This is a genomic window from Gordonia polyisoprenivorans, from assembly GCF_017654315.1.
Lineage (GTDB): Bacteria > Actinomycetota > Actinomycetes > Mycobacteriales > Mycobacteriaceae > Gordonia > Gordonia polyisoprenivorans_A.
Genome location: NZ_CP072203.1, coordinates 4,469,794 through 4,488,403 on the forward strand (window position 1 = coordinate 4,469,794; position 18,610 = coordinate 4,488,403).

At 68.8% G+C, this 18,610-nt stretch carries 20 protein-coding genes; 6 read left to right on the plus strand and 14 right to left on the minus strand.

Annotation, left to right across the window (positions count from 1 at the left end; translation table 11 throughout):
• Positions 1–48: 48 nt before the first annotated feature.
• The 4 genes from J6U32_RS20185 to J6U32_RS20200 form a co-directional block, all read right to left on the minus strand.
• A complete protein-coding gene (locus J6U32_RS20185) occupies positions 49–588 on the minus strand; it encodes a TIGR00730 family Rossman fold protein (protein WP_208796235.1) in 540 nt (179 codons plus the stop codon).
• Positions 589–721: 133 nt separating this feature from the next.
• On the minus strand, positions 722–1,606 hold the full coding sequence (locus J6U32_RS20190) for a TIGR00730 family Rossman fold protein (RefSeq protein WP_244332207.1): 885 nt from the start codon (positions 1,604–1,606) through the stop codon (positions 722–724).
• 66 nt (positions 1,607–1,672) lie between these two features.
• Complete coding sequence (gene dapE / locus J6U32_RS20195; RefSeq protein WP_208791866.1) at positions 1,673–2,767, minus strand: succinyl-diaminopimelate desuccinylase; 1,095 nt, start codon at positions 2,765–2,767, stop codon at positions 1,673–1,675.
• Between the two features lie 85 nt (positions 2,768–2,852).
• Positions 2,853–3,359, minus strand: coding sequence for a DM13 domain-containing protein (locus tag J6U32_RS20200; protein ID WP_208796237.1), 507 nt, complete (start codon positions 3,357–3,359; stop codon positions 2,853–2,855).
• 250 nt (positions 3,360–3,609) lie between these two features.
• On the opposite strand from J6U32_RS20200, the gene J6U32_RS20205 reads away from it, so the two are divergent.
• The 3 genes from J6U32_RS20205 to J6U32_RS20215 all read left to right on the plus strand — a co-directional run bounded on the left by J6U32_RS20205 (position 3,610) and on the right by J6U32_RS20215 (position 5,473).
• Positions 3,610–3,912, plus strand: a complete 303-nt coding sequence (locus tag J6U32_RS20205; RefSeq protein WP_244332209.1) for a hypothetical protein — start codon at positions 3,610–3,612, stop codon at positions 3,910–3,912.
• Between the two features lie 106 nt (positions 3,913–4,018).
• Positions 4,019–4,984, plus strand: coding sequence for a 2,3,4,5-tetrahydropyridine-2,6-dicarboxylate N-succinyltransferase (dapD, locus tag J6U32_RS20210; protein ID WP_208791867.1), 966 nt, complete (start codon positions 4,019–4,021; stop codon positions 4,982–4,984).
• 78 nt (positions 4,985–5,062) lie between these two features.
• Positions 5,063–5,473, plus strand: coding sequence for a VOC family protein (locus J6U32_RS20215; RefSeq protein WP_208791868.1), 411 nt, complete (start codon positions 5,063–5,065; stop codon positions 5,471–5,473).
• Here J6U32_RS20215 and J6U32_RS20220 read toward each other — a convergent pair.
• Genes J6U32_RS20220 through fdxA form a run of 3 tightly spaced genes read right to left on the minus strand, consistent with a single transcriptional unit; the run spans position 5,455 to position 7,619 of the window.
• Entirely contained in the window at positions 5,455–6,150 is a 696-nt protein-coding gene (locus tag J6U32_RS20220; protein WP_208791869.1) for a helix-turn-helix domain-containing protein, read from the minus strand. The genes J6U32_RS20215 and J6U32_RS20220 overlap by 19 nt on opposite strands.
• A gap of 13 nt (positions 6,151–6,163) precedes the next feature.
• Positions 6,164–7,279 (minus strand): succinyldiaminopimelate transaminase, encoded by a 1,116-nt coding sequence (gene dapC / locus J6U32_RS20225; RefSeq protein ID WP_208791870.1) that lies wholly within the window; start codon positions 7,277–7,279, stop codon positions 6,164–6,166.
• A 7-nt stretch (positions 7,280–7,286) separates the two neighbouring features.
• Entirely contained in the window at positions 7,287–7,619 is a 333-nt protein-coding gene (gene fdxA, locus J6U32_RS20230; RefSeq protein ID WP_014360612.1) for a ferredoxin, read from the minus strand.
• 357 nt (positions 7,620–7,976) lie between these two features.
• Here fdxA and J6U32_RS20235 point away from each other — a divergent pair, with 357 nt between their 5' ends.
• Positions 7,977–8,606 carry a cysteine dioxygenase gene (locus tag J6U32_RS20235; RefSeq protein WP_208791871.1) on the plus strand — a complete coding sequence of 210 codons (630 nt, stop codon included), beginning with the start codon at positions 7,977–7,979 and terminating at the stop codon, positions 8,604–8,606.
• An 18-nt stretch (positions 8,607–8,624) separates the two neighbouring features.
• Entirely contained in the window at positions 8,625–8,999 is a 375-nt protein-coding gene (locus J6U32_RS20240) for a rhodanese-like domain-containing protein (protein WP_208791872.1), read from the plus strand.
• Between the two features lie 11 nt (positions 9,000–9,010).
• Here the strand turns inward: J6U32_RS20240 and cofG are convergent, their stop codons facing one another.
• From cofG to typA, 7 genes are all read right to left on the minus strand, one after another.
• Positions 9,011–10,255, minus strand: coding sequence for a 7,8-didemethyl-8-hydroxy-5-deazariboflavin synthase CofG (gene cofG, locus J6U32_RS20245; RefSeq protein ID WP_208791873.1), 1,245 nt, complete (start codon positions 10,253–10,255; stop codon positions 9,011–9,013).
• 6 nt (positions 10,256–10,261) lie between these two features.
• On the minus strand, positions 10,262–11,767 hold the full coding sequence (locus tag J6U32_RS20250) for a flavin-containing monooxygenase (protein WP_208791874.1): 1,506 nt from the start codon (positions 11,765–11,767) through the stop codon (positions 10,262–10,264).
• A complete protein-coding gene (locus J6U32_RS20255; RefSeq protein WP_208791875.1) occupies positions 11,764–12,891 on the minus strand; it encodes an FO synthase in 1,128 nt (375 codons plus the stop codon). The genes J6U32_RS20250 and J6U32_RS20255 overlap by 4 nt, the downstream gene beginning before the upstream one ends.
• 50 nt (positions 12,892–12,941) lie before the next feature.
• On the minus strand, positions 12,942–13,316 hold the full coding sequence (locus J6U32_RS20260) for a facilitated glucose transporter (protein WP_208791876.1): 375 nt from the start codon (positions 13,314–13,316) through the stop codon (positions 12,942–12,944).
• The gene (gene mshB / locus J6U32_RS20265) at positions 13,313–14,242 is read right to left on the minus strand and encodes an N-acetyl-1-D-myo-inositol-2-amino-2-deoxy-alpha-D-glucopyranoside deacetylase (RefSeq protein ID WP_208791877.1); all 930 of its coding nucleotides are present in this window, start codon (positions 14,240–14,242) and stop codon (positions 13,313–13,315) included. The genes J6U32_RS20260 and mshB overlap by 4 nt, the downstream gene beginning before the upstream one ends.
• Positions 14,239–16,122, minus strand: a complete 1,884-nt coding sequence (locus J6U32_RS20270; RefSeq protein WP_208791878.1) for an ABC transporter family substrate-binding protein — start codon at positions 16,120–16,122, stop codon at positions 14,239–14,241. The genes mshB and J6U32_RS20270 overlap by 4 nt, the downstream gene beginning before the upstream one ends.
• Positions 16,123–16,213: 91 nt before the next feature.
• Complete coding sequence (gene typA / locus J6U32_RS20275) at positions 16,214–18,139, minus strand: translational GTPase TypA (RefSeq protein WP_208791879.1); 1,926 nt, start codon at positions 18,137–18,139, stop codon at positions 16,214–16,216.
• Positions 18,140–18,291: 152 nt separating this feature from the next.
• Here typA and J6U32_RS20280 point away from each other — a divergent pair, with 152 nt between their 5' ends.
• Positions 18,292–18,468 carry a hypothetical protein gene (locus J6U32_RS20280; RefSeq protein ID WP_208791880.1) on the plus strand — a complete coding sequence of 59 codons (177 nt, stop codon included), beginning with the start codon at positions 18,292–18,294 and terminating at the stop codon, positions 18,466–18,468.
• Positions 18,469–18,610: the final 142 nt, after the last annotated feature.

Below are 18,610 nucleotides of genomic sequence, written 5' to 3' on the forward strand. Positions count from 1 at the left end.
GCGCGCGCTGTCCGCCGTGAACGCACGGCGCCAGCTCGTGTCCACACCTTACCGGTCAGTAGCATGACGCAGCGCACCCTCCACCGAATCGGTGACGACGAGCTGGTCCAGTGAACTCTGTGCGACGAATCCCGGGGCCACCAGACCCTGCAACCACGACAACAGCGGCGTGTAGAAACCCACCGGATCGAGCAGTACGACGGGCTTGCTGTGCATGCCGAGGAATCCGCCGGTCCACGTCTCGAACAACTCCTCGAGCGTGCCGATACCTCCCGGCAACGTGATGAAGCCGTCGGCCCGATCGTCCATCAGCTTCTTGCGTTCCCGCATGGTGTCGGTGATGACGAGTTCATCGGCGTCGAGGTCGGCGACCTCGCGCTGCATCAGGGCCCGCGGGATGATCCCGACCGTCGTACCACCGGCCGCGCGCGTGGCGTCGGCGACAGCGCCCATCATCGACACGTTGCCGCCACCGGAGACCAGCGTGTGTCCGCCCGCCCCGATCGCGGTGCCGAGTTCGGCCGCGAGATCCAGATACTCCTGCCCCACATTGCGTCCCGACGCGCAGTACACGCAGATCGCGCTCATCATTCCCCCGCCCTCTCGCTGTGTCCGCAGACCTCGTGGTCGGCGGATGTGTGTTCGTCTCGCCCGATCGCGCCGGACGCTGCCGGTCCCTGAGTCGGGGCCGGTGTCGGTCGGGCCGGATCGTCAGTCGGCGTCACCGCGCGTCGCGCGGCGCTGCGCGGCGCTGCGCGGCCGCCCGGATGACCTCGACCGCCTCGTCGGGTTCGTCGACAACGGTCACCAGATCGAGATCCTCGGCCGAGACCATCCCCTTGGCGACGAGGACCTCACGCATCCAGGCGAGCAGCCCGGCCCAGTGCGCACGGCCGACGAGCACGATCGGGAACCGGACCACCTTCTTGGTCTGCACCAGAGTCAGCGCCTCGAAGAGTTCGTCGAGGGTGCCGAGGCCGCCGGGCAGACAGACGAAGGCCTGCGCGTACTTCACGAACATCGTCTTGCGGACGAAAAAGTAGCGGAAGTTCATGCCCAGGTCGACCCAGGGATTCAGATGCTGCTCGAACGGCAGCTCGATGTTGAGTCCGATCGACGTCGCCGACGACTCGTGGGCACCCTTGTTCGCGGCCTCCATGACGCCCGGTCCACCGCCGGTGATCACCGCGTAGCCCGCCGCGCCGAGTGCTCTGCCCACGCGCACCGCGAGCTCGTAATCGGGTGAGCCGGGCTGCAGACGCGCGGACCCGAACACCGTGACCGCCTCGGCGACGTCGGACAGGGCGTCGAAACCCGCCACGAACTCCGACTGGATTCGCAGCACGCGCCAGGAATCGCGCATGGTGCGTTCGGCCCGGCGCTCGGCGTCGCGCGGATCGACCCACTCGAGCAGTCGACGATCGGTGGTGCGTTCGTCGGTGTCGGTGCGACGCACCCGCATCGGGCCGATGTAGCGGGTGCCCTGCTGATCCTCGATGTCGAGATCGGTGACCGGATCACGCTCGGCGGGCTCGCTGCCTGACGTGGTCTCGCTGCCAGAAGTCGTCTCGCTGCCAGAGGTCGTCTCGCTGCCAGAGGTTGTCATGGGCGTAACGCTAGCGCGCCCGGCCGATGTCCCCGCCGCACCGACGGGAACCCGGTGCGCGTCGGATCAGCTCAGGTAGGCCCGCAACAACTCGGTGACCTCGCGGATCTGGGCGACCGGGACGCGTTCGTCGACCCGGTGGGCCAGGCTCGGATCCCCCGGTCCGAGGTTCACCGCAGGAATGCCGAGAGCCGAGAATCGCGACACGTCGGTCCAGCCGTACTTGGCGCGGAATCGTCCTTGCGCGGCGTCGACGAGTGCAGCCGCCGCCGGATGCGACAGGCCGGGCAGCGCGCCCGCGGCGGAGTCGGTGAGTTCGAGCGTCACCGCACCGGAGGCCAGTGGCCCGGCGAACACCTCACTAACGTGGTCGAGTGCGGTCTCGACGCTGCGGTCGGGTGCGAAGCGGAAGTTGACGTCGACGTGGGCGGCATCGGGTACGACATTGCCGGCCACGCCGCCGCCGATCCCGACGGCCGAGAGTCCCTCGCGATACTCGCAACCATCGATGTCGACGCGGCGCGGCGAATACCCGGCGAGGATGGTGAGAACCTCCCCCAGCTTGTGAATGGCGTTGTCGCCCATCCACGCTCGCGCCGAGTGCGCTCGGGTCCCGGTCGCGGTCAGCCGCACCCGCAGGGTGCCTTGGCATCCTGCCTCGATCTGCCCGGCCGTGGGTTCGCCGAGGATCGCCACGTCACCGGAAAGCCACTGCGGCAGTTCACGTTCGATGACCCCCAAGCCGTTGTACTCGGCGGCGATCTCCTCGCAGTCGTAGAAGATGAGCGTGAGGTCGTGGCGCGGATCGGCCAGCGTTGCCGCGAGATGCAAGAACACCGCGTCACCGGATTTCATGTCCACCGTTCCGCACCCGTGCAGGACGTCGCCCTCGGTGACGTCGTCGGTGCGCCGGCTCGGCAGGTTCCCGGCCACCGGGACCGTGTCGAGGTGCCCGGCAAGGATGACCCGGCTGCCCAGACCCCGGTCGGTGCGCGCGAGCACCCGGTTGCCGTGACGCACGATCTCGAAGCCGGTGGTCTGCTCCCGGAGCGCGGATTCGACGGCGTCGGCGATGGCAGTTTCGTCCCGGGATTCACTGTGGATGTCGACCAGCGCCGCGGTTAGGTCGATCGGATCGCCATGGAGGTCGAGGGCATTCACGCCCCCACCGTAACGAAGCCGATGGCGCGGCGCCGAAAAGGGTTACGCCTGCGTGGTTTACACCGCACTGTGTACAGCACAGGGGTCATACCGGACGAAGTTCGGCCGCGCCGAACGACACGTCGAACTGCACACACCACAGCACCACCGCCGGGAACCGGGCGAGGTCGGTGGTCGCGGGCACCTGATACACCTGATTGCCACGGTTGCCCTTGATCGGGCCGAGGTCGACGTGCGGGGCGCCGCCTGCGGTACGCCAGCCGGCGAAGCCGCCGATCACCTCCCCGGCCGAGAGCCACACGTGCACATCGGGGCCGGTGGTGGTGTCGAGGTTCTCGATGGCGAGAATCCTTGAGCCGTACGGCTTCTCGATGATCGACACGGCACCGGTGGTGTCGTGTTCGTGGCTGATGAACGTCCCCGACGAGAGCACCACGGGCGTGGCCGATGAGGTACCCGACGCCGGCGCGCCGCTCGCGGCGACCGGGATCTCGTCGGCGATCTCGGTGTCGACGAACACCAACCACGGCTTGAAGATCACGCCGCCGACCACCGCCGCGACGATGACCACCACACCGAGTCCGGCGAGCACCCAGGGCCAACGCCGGCGTCGGGGCGGCCCGCCCTGGTGCGGAGTCCGGTGTCCACGTTCGACCATGATGCGACAATACGGACATCACACGGCCACGACCAGCGCGTTCGGCCGTTCGGATGATGGCTCGATCGTGTCCGGAGATGAGCTCGATCGTGTCCGGAGATGATCGGCGAAACGTCTACTCGACTGTCGTGACCGTCGTAGCGTGGAGGTGTAGCGGAGTGTTCGAACCGAGGAGATGATCGCCATGTCCGCTCGTTCTCACGATGTCCACCGTTCTCATGATTCCCACGGTCAGCATCCTGCGGGGGTGCTGGCGTTCTTCCTGCTCATCGTCGGTTTCGCGAGCCTGGCCGTGCTGCTCGTGTCGGTGGTGGTCGGCAACACCGCGCTGGCCGTCACCGCCGCCGTCGTCGGACTGCTCGCCTTCGGTGTCGCCGCCACGACGATGACCATGCTGGGCCGGAAGCTGCATCACAGCGCACTGATTCCCGACTACACCGACACCGAGACGGAGCACTACCTGCGCGACTATCGACACAGTGATTGACCTGGCGGCTCCGCCGCGGCCTGACTTGGCGGCTCCGCCGCGGCGTGACCCGGCGGTCTGATCCGGCTGCCGACCACACGACGCCCCACCGGTAAGCTCGGGTGCCGTGACGAACAATGGTGCACACGCAGTCGGAATCGCCACGGTGACCAACGGGGGTTCCGCCGATCCCGGCGTCATCCTCGACGTCTGGTTCCCCGAGCCGCAGCTCGGTACGAGTGAGCAGAGCGGCACGACGATCCTGGACGACACCGCTACCCCCGGCGACCTCCGTGACCTCGTCGGCGTCGACGCCGTCCGCCGGGTCAAGACCGTCGCCGTGTCGACCACGATTGCCGATCTGTCGGCGCCGCCAGTCGACGCCTACGACGTCTACCTGCGTCTGCACCTGCTCTCGCATCGCCTCGTCGCGCCGCACGGCGCCAACCTCGACGGCATCTTCGGCCTACTCGCCAACGTCGTGTGGACCAATCACGGCCCGTGCCCCGTCGAGGGATTCGAGAAGATCCGCGCCGGGCTGCGCGCCCGCGGCGCGGTGACCGTCTACAGCATCGACAAGTTCCCCCGCATGGTCGATTACGTCGCGCCCGGTGGTGTACGCATCGGTGACGCCGACCGCGTCCGACTCGGCGCGCACCTCGCGCCCGGCACCACGGTCATGCACGAGGGCTTCGTGAACTTCAACGCCGGCACCCTCGGCGAGTCGATGGTCGAGGGCCGCATCTCGGCGGGTGTCGTCGTCGGCGACGGCTCCGACATCGGCGGCGGCGCGTCCACGATGGGCACGCTGTCCGGGGGCGGCAAGGAGCGCATCGTGCTCGGCAAGCGCTGCCTGCTGGGCGCGAACTCCGGCTGCGGCATCCCGCTCGGCGACGACTGCGTCATCGAGGCCGGCCTCTACGTCACCGCGGGCACCAAGGTCACCGGGCCCGACGGGACCACCGTCAAGGCCCGCGACCTCTCCGGCCAGTCCAATCTGCTGTTCCGTCGCAACAGCCTCAACGGCGCCGTCGAGGTGGTCCCGTGGAAGGGCGACGGCATCGCCCTCAACGAGGCCCTGCACAAGAACTGACACCAACACACCGCCGACTGCCGGGATCTGTCCGAAACGTTCAAGACGCCCGGGGTGCGGTGGCCATACGTTGAGCGTATGACCGACACAACACGCACTACGGGACCGATCCTCGACGCCCTGTCCATCGTCGTCGCCGACATGGCGGCCACCGTCGACTTCTACACTCATCTGGGTCTGCGGTTCGATCCCGGCGCCGCCGACGCCCCGCACGCGGAGAGTTCGGTGGGCCCGATGAGGATTCTCTTCGACACCCGCGCCGTCGTCGAATCGTTCATGCCGGGGTGGACCGAACCCGCGGGCGGCCACCGGATGGCGCTCGCCTTCGCCTGCGCAACCCCCGCCGATGTCGACGCCGAGCACACCGCGCTCGTCGCCGCCGGACACCGGTCGATACGCGAACCGTTCGACGCCTTCTGGGGTCAGCGCTATGCCGTCATCGCCGACCCCGACGGCAACCCCGTCGACCTCTACAGCCCGCTGGCCTGACCGCCACCGGTCCACGCCGTCGGCGGCCCGCCGGCGAGTTCGGCGAAGTCGCGGCACATGTGCGCATGGTCGGCGTATCCCGCGCGCGCAGCGATGCCGCTCAGATCCTCCCCGGCGTCGTCGAGTAGCGCCAGCGCGGCCTGCATCCGCAGGATCCGGGCGAGAGTCTTGGGGCCATAACCGAAGTACTGCAACGAGATCCGGTGCAGGGTGCGCACCGACACCGACACCGTGTCGGCACAAGCGGAGACCGGGACGCCACGGACGAGCATCGAGGCCAGCGTGCCGATCCACGGCGGGAGTGGCTCACCCGGCACTGCGTCGCACAGCGCGGACAGGACCGCGCCCACATCGTCGGCAGCAGCGAGTGTCTCCTCCCAGCGGCGCACGCCCGACGCCGGCCAGAGATCGCTCAGCGACACCCGCGAGTCCCGGAACTCCGATGCGGGGACACCGAGAAGTCCGGGCGCGTACCCCGGCGCGAAGCGCAATCCGGTCATGTCCCGGTGCCGGTCGGTACGGAAGACGTACGGTCCGGTGTCGGGACCCGCAACCAGCAGTTCCTCACCGGTCCAGATCAGATCCATGCATCCGTCCGGCAGGATGATCGACTCGCCGGGTGCGGTATCGGCGCGCCAGCACGTCGCCGGCCTCGCAGGACACTCCGCGAATGTCACCGGCGACCGCGTCTCAGCCGAGCCGCTGCACCGCGGTGGCGATCCGCTCGTCGGTCGCCGTCAACGCGATCCGCACGTGGTCGACGCCCGCGGGCCCGTAGAAGTCGCCCGGCGCGGCGAGGATGCCTCGCTGCGCGAGCCAATCGACGGTCTCCCGGCACGGTTCGCCGCGGGTGGCCCACAGGTACAGACCGGCTTCGGAGTGGTCGATGGCGAAACCCGCTGCGCGGACCGCCGCGGCCAGCTCGGTTCGGCGCTCGGCATACCGGGCGCGCTGGACCTCGACGTGCGCATCATCGGTGAGCGCTGCTGTCATCGCCGCCTGGATCGGGTACGGAACCATCAGCCCGGCATGTTTGCGAACGGCCAGCAGCTCGGCGATCAGGTCGCGGTCACCGGCGAAGAAACCCGCGCGATAGGACGCCAGGTTGGAGATCTTCGACAACGAGTGGACCGCGAGCAGACCGGTGTGGTCGCCGTCGGAGACACGCGGGTCGAGCACCGAGACGGCCTCGGCATCCCACGACAAACCGAGATAACACTCGTCGGAGATGACGACGGTCCCACGCTCGCGTGCCCAGTCGATCACCTTGCGCAGGTGGTCGACCCCGAGCACCTTGCCGGTCGGATTGGACGGTGAGTTCAGGAACAGCACGGCCGGGCGTGCCGGTCCGAGTGCCACCGTCGAATCGGCGCGCACCGGTGTCGCACCGGCCAGCAGGGCACTGACCTCATAGGTCGGGTAGGCAACCTCCGGGATGACGACCATCTCGCCGGCACCGACACCCAGCGTCGAGACCACCCCGGCGATGGCTTCCTTGGTGCCGATCACCGGGAGGATGCTCGACTCGTCCACGCCGACGGCTCCGTAGCGACGGCTCAGCGCCGCAGCCGCGGCGGCACGCAGGGCCTCGGTACCGATCGTCGTCGGATAGCCCGGGAACCCCGAGGCCTCCGCGAGGGCCTCACGGATGACCGGATCGACCGGATCGACCGGGGTACCGACCGAGAGATCGACGATGCCGCCGGGATGGGAGTTCGCCGTGGCCTTCGCCTCGGCGAGGGTGTCCCACGGGAAATCGGGGAGGGCGGCACTGACCCGGCGTCGGGCCGGACGGTCACCGGTCACCTCGAGCTCAGTCCTCGTCCTCGTTCATCGGGGGCAGTTGCTTGATGAAAGGCGGATCGAAATCGGTCTTGCCGACCTTGCTGGCACCGCCCGGCGAGCCGAGCTCGTCGAAGAAGTCGGCGTTGGCACTGACGTACGGATCCCATTCGTCGGGGACGTCATCCTCGTAGAAGATGGCCTCCACCGGACACACCGGCTCGCAGGCACCACAGTCCACACATTCATCCGGCTGGATGTAGAGACTGCGACCACCTTCGTAGATGCAATCGACCGGGCATTCCTCCACACATGCCTTGTCCATCACATCCACGCAGGGTTCCGCGATGATGTAGGTCACCACACACTCCTTTGCTGCAAGCACTTCGGGTCGGCCGCCGTCGTCCGGCCGGCCGAGATGTACGCGAGGGCTGGTCGCGCCGAACACGCATGCAGCGGCAATCCGCAGCTCCACACCGCACACACGTGTCGTCCTAGAGTATCTGCCCACCAGCAGGCCCTCCCACACCCGCCCCTGCTCGCCGGCGGTCGTTGAGTCACAAATCACACCGAGACCCGGTTGCACCCAGGGTGAGGAGAACCCTCCCGCTCGCGCCGATGCCCGGCCACCCTGGTCGCGTGAGCACTCCATCGAGGCGATGTCGCGGCCGTCACCGTATCCGGCGCACTCTCCCCTCGCCCCTCGTTCACAGGAGAACTCATGACCTCGACCCTGCCCTCCCGTACCCAGCCAACCCGTACGTACCGCCCGGACCGCTCCGCCCGCCACACCGCCGCCCACCTACCGACCCGGCTGCGTCCGGCCGACCTGCTGCGGATCACCGACCAGGGCGTCGCCGACGTCCTCGACGGACGATATGACCGCCTGCTGCCCGCAACCTGGGACCCGGTGGAACGGTGGTCGACCCGTCTGGAATCCGACGACGACCTCGACCTGTGGCTGATCAGCTGGACGCCGGACCGCTCCACCGACCTGCACGACCACGCCGGATCGCTCGGCGCCCTGACCGTCCTGAGCGGCGCACTGCGCGAATACCGCTGGACCGGAGACGATCTCGCGCTGCGCATCCTCTCGGCCGGTGATCAGGCCGCATTTCCTCTCGGCTGGGTCCACGACGTGCAGCACCACGGCAGCATCCCGCCCGCGCGTGGGCTCACCGCCCCGACGGGCGACACCTCCGTGCCCACTCCGAGCGTGGCCACTCCGAGTGGTCCGACGCTCAGCGTCCACGCCTACTCCCCGCCGCTGACCGCGATGTCGTTCTACGAGGTCACCGACGGCGGCGCGCTCCGCCGGACCCGGACCGAACTGACCGACGAACCGGAGTAGAACACCTATCGTGAACCCATGCCGATGACCATCGACGACATGCTCCTCGTCGCGCGGGAGTCCCTGCAACGACTGCCCGCCGAGGATCTCGACGCCGAACTCGCCGCCGGTGCCGTGCTCGTCGACATCCGGCCCGCCGCGCAACGCGCCGCCGAAGGGGAGGTTCCCGAGGCACTCGTCATCGAACGCAACGTCCTGGAATGGCGATGCGATCCGGCCAGCGACGCGCGCATCACACAAGCCGTCGACCACGACGTACGGTGGATCATCCTGTGCTCGGAGGGATACACCTCGAGCCTGGCGGCGGCATCGTTGCAGCAGTTGGGATTACACCGGGCCACCGATGTCGTCGGGGGCTACCGGGCCCTCGCGGCGCACCACGATCGCCGGTGATGTCGCGGGGCTCACGCCACCGCCGGCCACGTCCGGGGTGACGGAATCCGGTCGGCGGCCAGACCGCTGTCCGGATCGCTCAGGGCCGCCACGTGATCATGCAGTGCCGGATCGATCCACGACGACGCGTCGAGGATGTACGGCGGCTGCGCGGTGAGACGTTCGGTCAGGGTGAATCCGGCGCCGGCGGTGAGATCGGCGAGCACGTCGAGGTTGGGCCAGGGACGTTCGGGATTGACGTGATCGGGTGTCAACGGCGACACCCCGCCCCAGTCGTCGACGCCGGAGGCGATGAGTGCCTCGCACTCGGCTGCCGACACCAGGTTCGGCGGCGCCTGGATTCGCATGTGCGGACCGAGTACGATCCGCGCGGTCGCGACCGCGGCGAGGAATTCGGTCATCTCGGCGTCGGGGGTGCCGCGCATCGCGGTGTCCGGCTTGGCCCGGAAGTTCTGCACGATCACTTCCTGGATGTGCCCGCCCGCCGCGGCGATCTCGGCCATCGCGAGCAGCGATTGCGCTCTCTCGGTGAGACTTTCGCCGATGCCCACGAGTATTCCGGTGGTGAACGGAATCCCGACCGCACCCGCATCGCGCAACACCTGCAGCCGTACCAGCGGATCCTTGTCGGGGCTGCCGTAGTGAGGCATACCCTTCTCGGTGAACAGCCGGCGCGAGGTGGTTTCGAGCATCATGCCCATCGACGGGGCGACCGGACGCAGGGCGGTCATCTCCTCGGCGCTCATCACCCCCGGATTCAGGTGCGGCAACAGTCCCGTTTGTGACAGGACCGCGATCGCGGCGGCGCGGACGTAGTCCAGCGTGGAGGTGTAACCACGCTCGGCCAGCCATTGCGCGGCCTGCGGCCATCGATCCTCCGGGCGATCGCCGAGGGTGAACAGCGCTTCCTTACAACCGAGTTCGGCACCCTTGCGGGCGATGTCGACGACCTCGTCGAGTTCGAGGTACATCCCCGCACCGGCGCGCGCGAGCTTTCCCGGGATCGTCACGAAGGTGCAGTAGTGGCAGCGGTCGCGGCACAGTTTGGTCAGCGGGATGAACACCTTGCGCGAGTAGGTGACCTGCCCGGTTCGTCCCGCGGCCGCGAGGCCCTCGTCGCGGAGATCGGCGGCGATCCGTTGCAGCGCATGCAGATCGGAGCCGGACGCCGACAACAGTGTGCTCACCACCTCGTCGTCGGTGACCTCGGCGCTCGTCGCGGCATCGAGTGCCGCGGCCATGCTCATGGATGCCATGGGTGCTCACTCCCCTCGTTCGCTGGTGGTGGCCGCTGACAATCGGGTGAGGAACGGCTCCGGCTCGAACGTGCCGTTGCGCTCTCGGAACGACAACGCCGTCCCCGGCCAGAGCAGTGTCAGCCGACCACTCTCGGGATCGACATACCAACTGTCACAACCGGTCAACCACACCGTATCGGAACTCCGGTCGTCGATCTCCCGGGTGTAGGCGGCCTCGGCGTCGGCGGTGACCTCCAGTGCGGCCACCCCCGCCTCGGCCATGTGATCGAGAGCGCCGACGACGTAGTCGAGTTGCGTCTCGATCATGTAGATCGCCGAATTGTGGCCGAGGGCCGCATTCGGGCCGTCGAGCACGAACATGTTCGGGAAACCGGCGACCACGGTCGAGGCATAGGAGACCATGCCGTGTCGCCAGTGGTCGGCGAGCAACTCGCCGTCCCGGCCGTGCACGCGCGTAGCGACCGGCGGTCGCGCCGCCTCGAAACCTGTTGCCATCACCAGGATGTCGAGATCGTGGCTGCCGCCACTGGCCGCCCGCGCCTTCGATTCGACCACCGACTCGAGGGCGCCGGGCTCGAAGACGACGTTCTCGCGCAACAGCGTCGGATAGAAATCGTCACTGAGAAGTATTCGTTTACAACCGATCTCGTAATCGGGGGTGAGTTCGGCCCGCAGCACCGGATCGGGGATCTGGGCGCGCAGGTGCGTCAGGGCCCGCGCCCGGATCTCGTCGATGTCGGGACGGCGGCGCAGCCGTTGCGCGAACGCGGCGTCGGCATTGCGCAACAGTTCGTTGCGATGTGCGGCCGCCCGCTGCGGGTCGACGAGCTCGGCCCGCTCGGCAGCGTCGAGGCGACGATCCTCGCGCGGCACGATGTAGGGCGGGGTGCGGCTGAAGATGACGAGTTCGGCGGCGCGCGCGGCCACATGCGGCACGATCTGGATCGCCGACGCCCCGGTGCCGACCACCCCGACCCGGGCGCCCGTCAGTTCGAGATCGGGCTCCCAGGCGGCCGTGTGGACCACGGTCCCCGGGAAATCGTCGAGGCCCTCGATGTCGGGGATTCTCGGCTCCGACAACCGGCCGACGGCCAGCAGCAGGATCCGGGCGGTCAGCGACTGCGCACCGTCGACTCCTTCGGTGACCAGATGCCATCGATCGCTCTCGGCATCCCAGGTGGCACAGGTGAGTTCGCGGCCGAGGCGGATGTGGTCGGCCAGTCCTTCGTCGTGTACGAGCCGGTCGAGATAGGCGCGGATCTCGGCGCCGGCGGGATAAATCGCCGACCAGTCGGCGGGGGGACGGAACGAGAACGAATAGAGGTGACCGGGGATGTCGCAGGCGATGCCTGGATAGATGTTGTCACGCCAGGTGCCGCCGACGGCGTCGGCGCGTTCGAGGACCACAAACGATTCCCTCGCGCGCCGCGCCAGATGCGTGGCCATGCCCAGCCCGGCGAATCCCGCCCCGACGATCGCGACGTCGACCTGGGGTGCGGCCGCGGTCACCGGCCTGCCCGGTGCAGGATCGGCTGGTCGCCGGGCTGCCGATAGGCGGTGGTCCGTTGGACCGGCGTGCGGCCGGCGCGTTCGGCGAATCCGGCGAGGCGCTCGGCGTCGAGGACGCGACCGGCCTCCGGGCCGGCCGACGGCATCACGGTGCCGTCGAGCAGCATCCCGCCGATGTCGTCGACCCCGCCCCGCAACACCTCGTCGACGACGCCGGCGTCGAGCTTGGTCCAGGCGACCTGGATGTGGTCGAACCGGCCCAGGGTGAACAGCCTCGCCACGGCGTGAATCGCGCGGGTCTCACGGCGTGAGGCGCCGGCCATCGCGGCCGACCGCAGGTGGGGTGGGGTGTTGTCGGCGACCATCGGCATCAGGATGAGCTCACTGAACCCGCCTGTACGCGACTGGATCCCGGACAGCGTCCGCAGATGGGCAACGACCTGGCCCGGCGTTTCGACATGCCCGTACAACACCGTCGCCGTCGAAAACAGTCCCGCCTCGTGCGCTGCGGTGATCACCTCGATCCATCGGTCGCGGGCGTGGTCGGCCCCGGGTGGTGCGAGGACGGCACGGACCTCGTCGTCGAGGATCTGCGCCGCGGTGCCCGGCACCGAGCCGAGTCCGGCAGCACGTGCTCGGCGGAGGAACTCCTCGACGTCGACGCCCAGCCGGGCGGCGGCGTCGCGGATCTCCGGCGGGCGAAAGGCGTGCAGATGGACCGGCGCCGCAGCGGTGATCCGCTCGATCAGGTTCAGGTACCCCTCGGCCGGGGCATCGGCGGGTAGTGGCCCCTGCATGCAGATCTCGGTCGCCCCGAGCTCGCGGGCCTCGACGACCAGATCCTCCAGTGCCGGGTCGGTGGTCAGGCCTGCGGCCACGGCGGTGTCGAGATTGCGATTCACCACGAAGGTGAGGGCCTCGGGATCGGTGACCGCTCGGCGGGCCGCGTCGGCGTGCGCGCACAGCTCGTCGAGGAGATCACCGTCGGCGCCGAGCAGCGCGATCCACTCGTCGTCGGAGAGGTCGGCCGGCGTTCCCACCGGGGCGGCGGACAACCGCTCCAGCGCCGCGGCGACCCGCTCGACGGGCGCCCGATGATCGGTCGCCCACGCGCGCAAAACCATGGACCCACTCTAACCGCAGGGTCCCGGGCGTTCGGGGTGGCTCGGGATGCTCAGGCGTCCGGGCGCGGCAGCCGTCCCGACCAGATGAGCGCCACCGGGATTCCGAGACCGAACAAGACCAGCATCAGCGTCGCGGGAACGGTGGTGCCGCCGAGATAGAGCACCACGTCGCCACCCGGACCGGTGAACGCCGCGACCAGTAGGACCAGAACCCACGCGGCCAACGGCGCGAACCGCAGCGGTGACTCGGTCGTGCGCGCCGCCAGCCACAGCAATATCGCGTTGACCAGGCCGGCGACGAGGGCGACGACCGGAACGGGCTGCCCCCAGAACCGCAGGTAGCAGAACGCCACCGATCCCAGCCCGACCACGACCCCGTCGACGATCAGCATCGCGAGGAGGAAGCGGTCGAGCGCGCGGGTCACGGGTGCGCCTGCGCGGGACGGCGTTGCGGGGTGAACAGATCGTCGTTGCGTCGCGACGCCTCCGGTGCGGGGGTCGAGGCCCCCTCCGGTGCCGGGCTGCGCAGGATGAAGTGCTCGACGTCGAAGATCGGCTGAAGGATGTTGTTGGACAAGGCGTATTCGGTCCGCGACGGCGCCACCTTCACCTGGGTCGCGTGTGCGGCCAGGGCGTCGACCTTGCGCTGATACACCCCGCCGACGTCGATGGCGGTGGTGATCCGGTCGTCGGGGTAGCTGGGCAGTTCGTCCTCGAGCGGCATCCGCCAGCCGTCGGGAACGCGGTCGGCCGCCGCAGCGAGACCGGCACGCAGTGCACTCGCCTCGGTGACCGACTCGTACACCAGGTACTCGGTTCCGGTCCGCTCCGACGCGATCGGCACCGCGGCCACCGAGGCCTCGTGCACCGTCATGTGGTCGGGATGCCCGTAGGTGCCCGCGGTGTCGTAGGTGACGACCACCTGCGGATCGAACTCGGCGATCTCGTCGGCCAGCGCCGCGACGACCGCGTCGAACGGGCCCTGCGCCAGCGCGCGCGGATGCTCTGCCGACGGCGTCCCGGCCATCCCGGAGTCGCGCCAGCGTCCGGCACCACCGAGGAATCGCGGGGCCAGCGGAGGCCGACCGGGCGGGGTGAGGGCCTCGAGCGCCCGGGTCAGTTCGAGGATGCGGTAGCCGCCGAGCTGATCGGCACCGCCGTCGGCGACCAGTTGCGCCCAGCGGTCGCCGATCACCTCACCCTCCTCACCCAGGGTGAAGGTCACCACGCGCACGTCGACACCCTCGTCGAGATACCGGGCGATGGTGCCGCCGGTCATGATGGTCTCGTCGTCGGGGTGGGCGTGCAGCAGCAGCAGTCGGCGTCCTGCCGACTCGAACGATGCGGTCATTTGATGTCCCAGGTGGCGGCGGTGCCGTAGATGGAGGTCTGGATCGGCCCGGACAGCGGCACACCGGTCACCGCCGGCGTCACCCCCACGAGCATGCTGTCCTGGTAGAGCGGCAGGTAGATCGCCTGATCGGCCAGCAACGGCTCGGCCTCGGCGAGCATCGGCGTCGGATCGTCGGCCGACAGCGCATCACGGGCCAGGGAGATCAGCGCGGGATCGCACACCCCGGAGATGTTGCTGGCGTAGACGGTGGTCGCGCCGGACGCGTCCTGGCTGGGTGCGACGCTGGTGGGGGTCGGGGGTGTCGACAGCGACGGCGCGGTGCCGGGCTTGGGCTGGTCGCAGTCGACCTGGGAGGCCAGCGCGGCCGCCGGGGGCACACCGAGCCCCGTCCATCCGACGACGAGATCGACGCGTGAATCGGTCAGCGCGACGCCGTAGAGATCGCTGTTGGGCAGCGACACCACCCCGGCTCGTACACCGGCGGAACGCAATTGATCGACGATGTTCGCCGCGGCCGATGTCGACCGGGGGTCACCGCTGATCGCGCCGACCCGGACCGTCAGATCCTGCCCGTCCTTCTCGAACGGGATGACGCCGTCGGGTACCGGGGCAACGCTGGGCGCCTCGGACGTCGGCGTGCTGCTCGGTGCCGACGAACTGCTCGGGCTCGCCGAACTCGACGGGCCGGTCGAACCCGATGGGCTCGGCGAGCCGGATGTCGGGGTGTCCGGAGCGGGTGGTGTGCGCCTGTATCCCGCCGACGCGAGCAGATCGTCGATCGCCTGCGGCGCGGGCCGGGGGCGGCTCACCGGGAAGTACCCCGGGTCCGACGGCGCGTACACGGTGTTGGCGTACTGCTGCACCACCCATTCGCCCGCACCGGCCAGCGTCGCGAGGTTGGTGTCGATCATCGACAGGATCGCGCGCCGCATTTCCACCCGATTCATCACCGGGGTACGCGCGTTGACGCTGACCGTGAGGGCCCGCGAGGTCGGCCCGCGCTGATCAGTCAGCCCGGGAACCGCGGTGAGCTCGGCGGTCGTCGCCGGGCCCGCGCCGACCGTCGCCAGCGCCGAGCCACCCGAACGAATCGAATCGATCATCTGCGAGTCGGTACCGGCCCGGCGCAACACCACCTGGTCGAGCTTCGACGGCGTCATCCAGTAGCGGTCGTTGCGGATCAACCGCACCTCGTCCCGGGTGGGATCGAGAGAGAAGATCTGAAAAGGACCGGCCGACACCGGTTTCCCCGAGTCCATGCCGGTCTGGAAGCCGGCCGGGGTGCCACGCAGCACGTGGCTGGGCAGCAGGTTGGTGAACAACTCGCGCCACCGCGGATAGGGCTGTGCGAAGCGGACCTCGACGACCTTGCTCCCCGCACTGGAGGTGACCGAGTCGATCAGCCGATAACCGGCCGGCGCCACCACATTCGGCTGTCGCGACATCTGCTGCCACAGATAGTTGAAATCGTCGCCGGTGACCGGCAGGCCGTCGGACCATTGCGCATTGGTATGGATGCGGTAGGTGACCGTGAACGGCTGGGTCGAGGTGACCTCCGCCGAGGTCACCAGCGCGTCGTTGCGTTGCCAGACAACGCCGTCGGGCGTCTGCACCGGCAGGAACGCACTGGGCAGGGTCATCGCGGCGATGGCCGTGGTCACCGGATTCTGGTCGGCGCCCAGGTGCGGATTGAAACCGGTACCGATCGAGTCGGTGGCAACGTAGATCGTCTTGCCGTCGGGATACTCGGTCGGCGTCTGTGGGGTCGCGGTGTCTCGCACCGGCGGCGGCGGGTTGGCGGTACACGCCGCCACCCCGAGCACCGCCGCCAGGACCGTGAGGACGAGCAGGAGTGATCGCCCGGCCGAATACGTCACGCGACGCCGCCTCGACCGCTCACATCCCACGTCCATCACGAATCCACTCACCCCCAGACCACGACCACGTTCACCCGAGCGCGTACGGGGCTCAGCCCGCCGCGGCATCCCGCGTCTTGGCGCGCGAACGCTCGCGGGCTCGGGTGGTGGCATCCAGATGCACCTTACGCACCCGCACCACCTCGGGAGTCGCCTCGACACATTCGTCGGCGGCACAGAACTCCATCGCGCCCTCGAGTTCGAGATGCATCGGCTTGGCGAGGGTTTCCATCACGTCGGCCGACGACTGCCGCATGTTGGTCAGCTTCTTCTCGCGGGTCACGTTGATGTCGAGGTCCTCGGCGCGCGGGTTGATGCCCACGACGTGTCCCTCGTAGGTGTCGTCACCGGGATTGACGAAGAACGTGCCGCGGTCGGCGAGCTGGATCATCGCGAACGGCGTGACGGTACCCGCGCGGTCACTGACCAGTGATCCGGTGTGCCGGGCGCGGATCTCGCCGGCCCACGCCGCGTACCCGTCGAAGACCGCGTTGGCGATACCGGTGCCGCGGGTCTCGGTGAGGAAGTCGGTGCGGAAGCCGATCAGTCCGCGGGAGGGCACGGTGAACTCCATCCGCACCCAGCCCGAGCCGTGGTTGTTCATCTGGTCCATCCGCCCCTTGCGGGCCGCGAGCAACTGGGTCACCGCGCCGAGGTACTCCTCGGGCACGTCGATGGTGAGGTGCTCGAACGGCTCGTGCACCTTGCCGTCGACCCGGCGCGTGACCACCTGCGGCTTGCCGACGGTCAGCTCGAAGCCCTCGCGGCGCATCTGCTCGACGAGGATCGCCAGTGCCAGCTCGCCACGACCCTGGACCTCCCAGGCGTCGGGACGCCCGATGTCGAGGACACGCAGCGACACGTTGCCGATCAGCTCGGAGTCGAGGCGATCCTTGACCATGCGCGCGGTCAGCTTGTGGCCCTTGACCCGGCCGGCCAGCGGCGAGGTGTTGGTGCCGATGAATACCGCGATGGCCGGTTCGTCGACGGTGATGCGCGGCAACGCGACAGGGTTCTCGGCGTCGGCGAGGGTGTCGCCGATCATGATCTCCGACATTCCGGCGACCGCGACGATGTCGCCCGCGACAGCCGACTCGGCCGGGCTGCGCTCGACGCCGACGGTGGCGAGCAGTTCGGTGATCTTGGCGCGTTCGACAACGGGCTCCGCTGTTCCGTCTTCCTTCGTGACCTCACGCAGCCATGCGACGGTTTGCCCCTTCTTCAGGGTCCCGTTGTGGATGCGGACCAGCCCGAGGCGGCCGAGGAACGGCGACGCGTCGAGGTTGGTGACGTGGGCCTGCAGGGGCGCTTCCGGATCGCCCTTGGGGGCCGGGACGTGCTCGAGCAGCACGTCGAAGAACGGATCGAGGTTCTCACCCTCGGGCACCTCACCGTTGGCGGGCTGCACGGTGCTCGCGATGCCCGCGCGCCCCGAGGCGTAGAGCACCGGAAGGTCGAGGACCTGTTCGGCGGCCGCGGCGGCCTCTTCGGGAAGGTCGGACGCGAGATCGAGGAGCAGGTCGTGGGTCTCCTCGACGACCTCGGCGATACGCGCGTCGGGCCGGTCGGTCTTGTTGACCAACAGGATGACCGGCAGCGATGCCGACAGCGCCTTGCGCAATACGAAACGGGTCTGGGGCAGCGGGCCCTCGGAGGCGTCGACGAGCAGCACCACGCCGTCGACCATCGACAGACCGCGCTCCACCTCGCCGCCGAAATCGGCGTGACCAGGGGTGTCGATGACGTTGATGACGACCTCGGTGCCGTCGGGCTGGCGACGGTGGACCGCGGTGTTCTTGGCGAGAATGGTGATGCCCTTCTCGCGCTCCAGGTCACCGGAATCCATCACGCGGTCGACGAGCTCGGCGCGCTCGCCGAACACCCCGGACTGCCGGAGCATCGCATCGACCAACGTGGTCTTGCCGTGGTCGACGTGCGCGACGATCGCGACGTTGCGGAAGTTGGGAGCAGGGCTCACTGAGATCTCTTTCGTGTACGGGGACGGTCACTCGGCGCACGCGGAACCGGCGCCGGCAGACTGACGACGGCTAACAGCGTATCGGGTCCGTGGGAGAGACCGCGATCACAGCGGAGTGTCAGCGGGTGAACAGCCGGTGCTAGCGTCAGCGCATGGGCAAGAAAAACCCGGCAAAGGTCGCCGACCTCACGCCCAAGAAGAAGTGTTGTCGCTCCAAGACCCGCTGCGTACGGTGCCCGGTCGTCATCGCACGGATGCGCAAACTCGACGTCGACTCGATGAGCAAGAAGGAACTCGGCAAGGCCCTCAAGAAGGCACGGGCCGCCTGACCCGAGTCCTCGCGACAGCGCCCTCCCCTCCGCCGACAGCGCCCGCTTTACCCCTGACAGCGCCCTCTGTCCCGCCGACAGCGCCCTTCTCGTCGCCGACAGCGCCCTCTTTACCCCCGACAGCGCCCTTCTCGTCGCCGAC

What these genes read in the sequence shown, in the direction of transcription:
- J6U32_RS20185 (WP_208796235.1), bottom strand. Translation starts at nt 588, where the DNA reads ATGAGCGCGATCTGCGTGTACTGCGCGTCGGGACGCAATGTGGGGCAG.
- J6U32_RS20190 (WP_244332207.1), bottom strand. Translation starts at nt 1,606, where the DNA reads ATGACAACCTCTGGCAGCGAGACGACCTCTGGCAGCGAGACGACTTCT.
- J6U32_RS20205 (WP_244332209.1), top strand. Translation starts at nt 3,610, where the DNA reads ATGTCCGCTCGTTCTCACGATGTCCACCGTTCTCATGATTCCCACGGT.
- J6U32_RS20215 (WP_208791868.1), top strand. Translation starts at nt 5,063, where the DNA reads ATGACCGACACAACACGCACTACGGGACCGATCCTCGACGCCCTGTCC.
- J6U32_RS20235 (WP_208791871.1), top strand. Translation starts at nt 7,977, where the DNA reads ATGACCTCGACCCTGCCCTCCCGTACCCAGCCAACCCGTACGTACCGC.
- J6U32_RS20240 (WP_208791872.1), top strand. Translation starts at nt 8,625, where the DNA reads ATGCCGATGACCATCGACGACATGCTCCTCGTCGCGCGGGAGTCCCTG.
- cofG (WP_208791873.1), bottom strand. Translation starts at nt 10,255, where the DNA reads ATGGCATCCATGAGCATGGCCGCGGCACTCGATGCCGCGACGAGCGCC.
- J6U32_RS20255 (WP_208791875.1), bottom strand. Translation starts at nt 12,891, where the DNA reads ATGGTTTTGCGCGCGTGGGCGACCGATCATCGGGCGCCCGTCGAGCGG.
- mshB (WP_208791877.1), bottom strand. Translation starts at nt 14,242, where the DNA reads ATGACCGCATCGTTCGAGTCGGCAGGACGCCGACTGCTGCTGCTGCAC.
- J6U32_RS20280 (WP_208791880.1), top strand. Translation starts at nt 18,292, where the DNA reads ATGGGCAAGAAAAACCCGGCAAAGGTCGCCGACCTCACGCCCAAGAAG.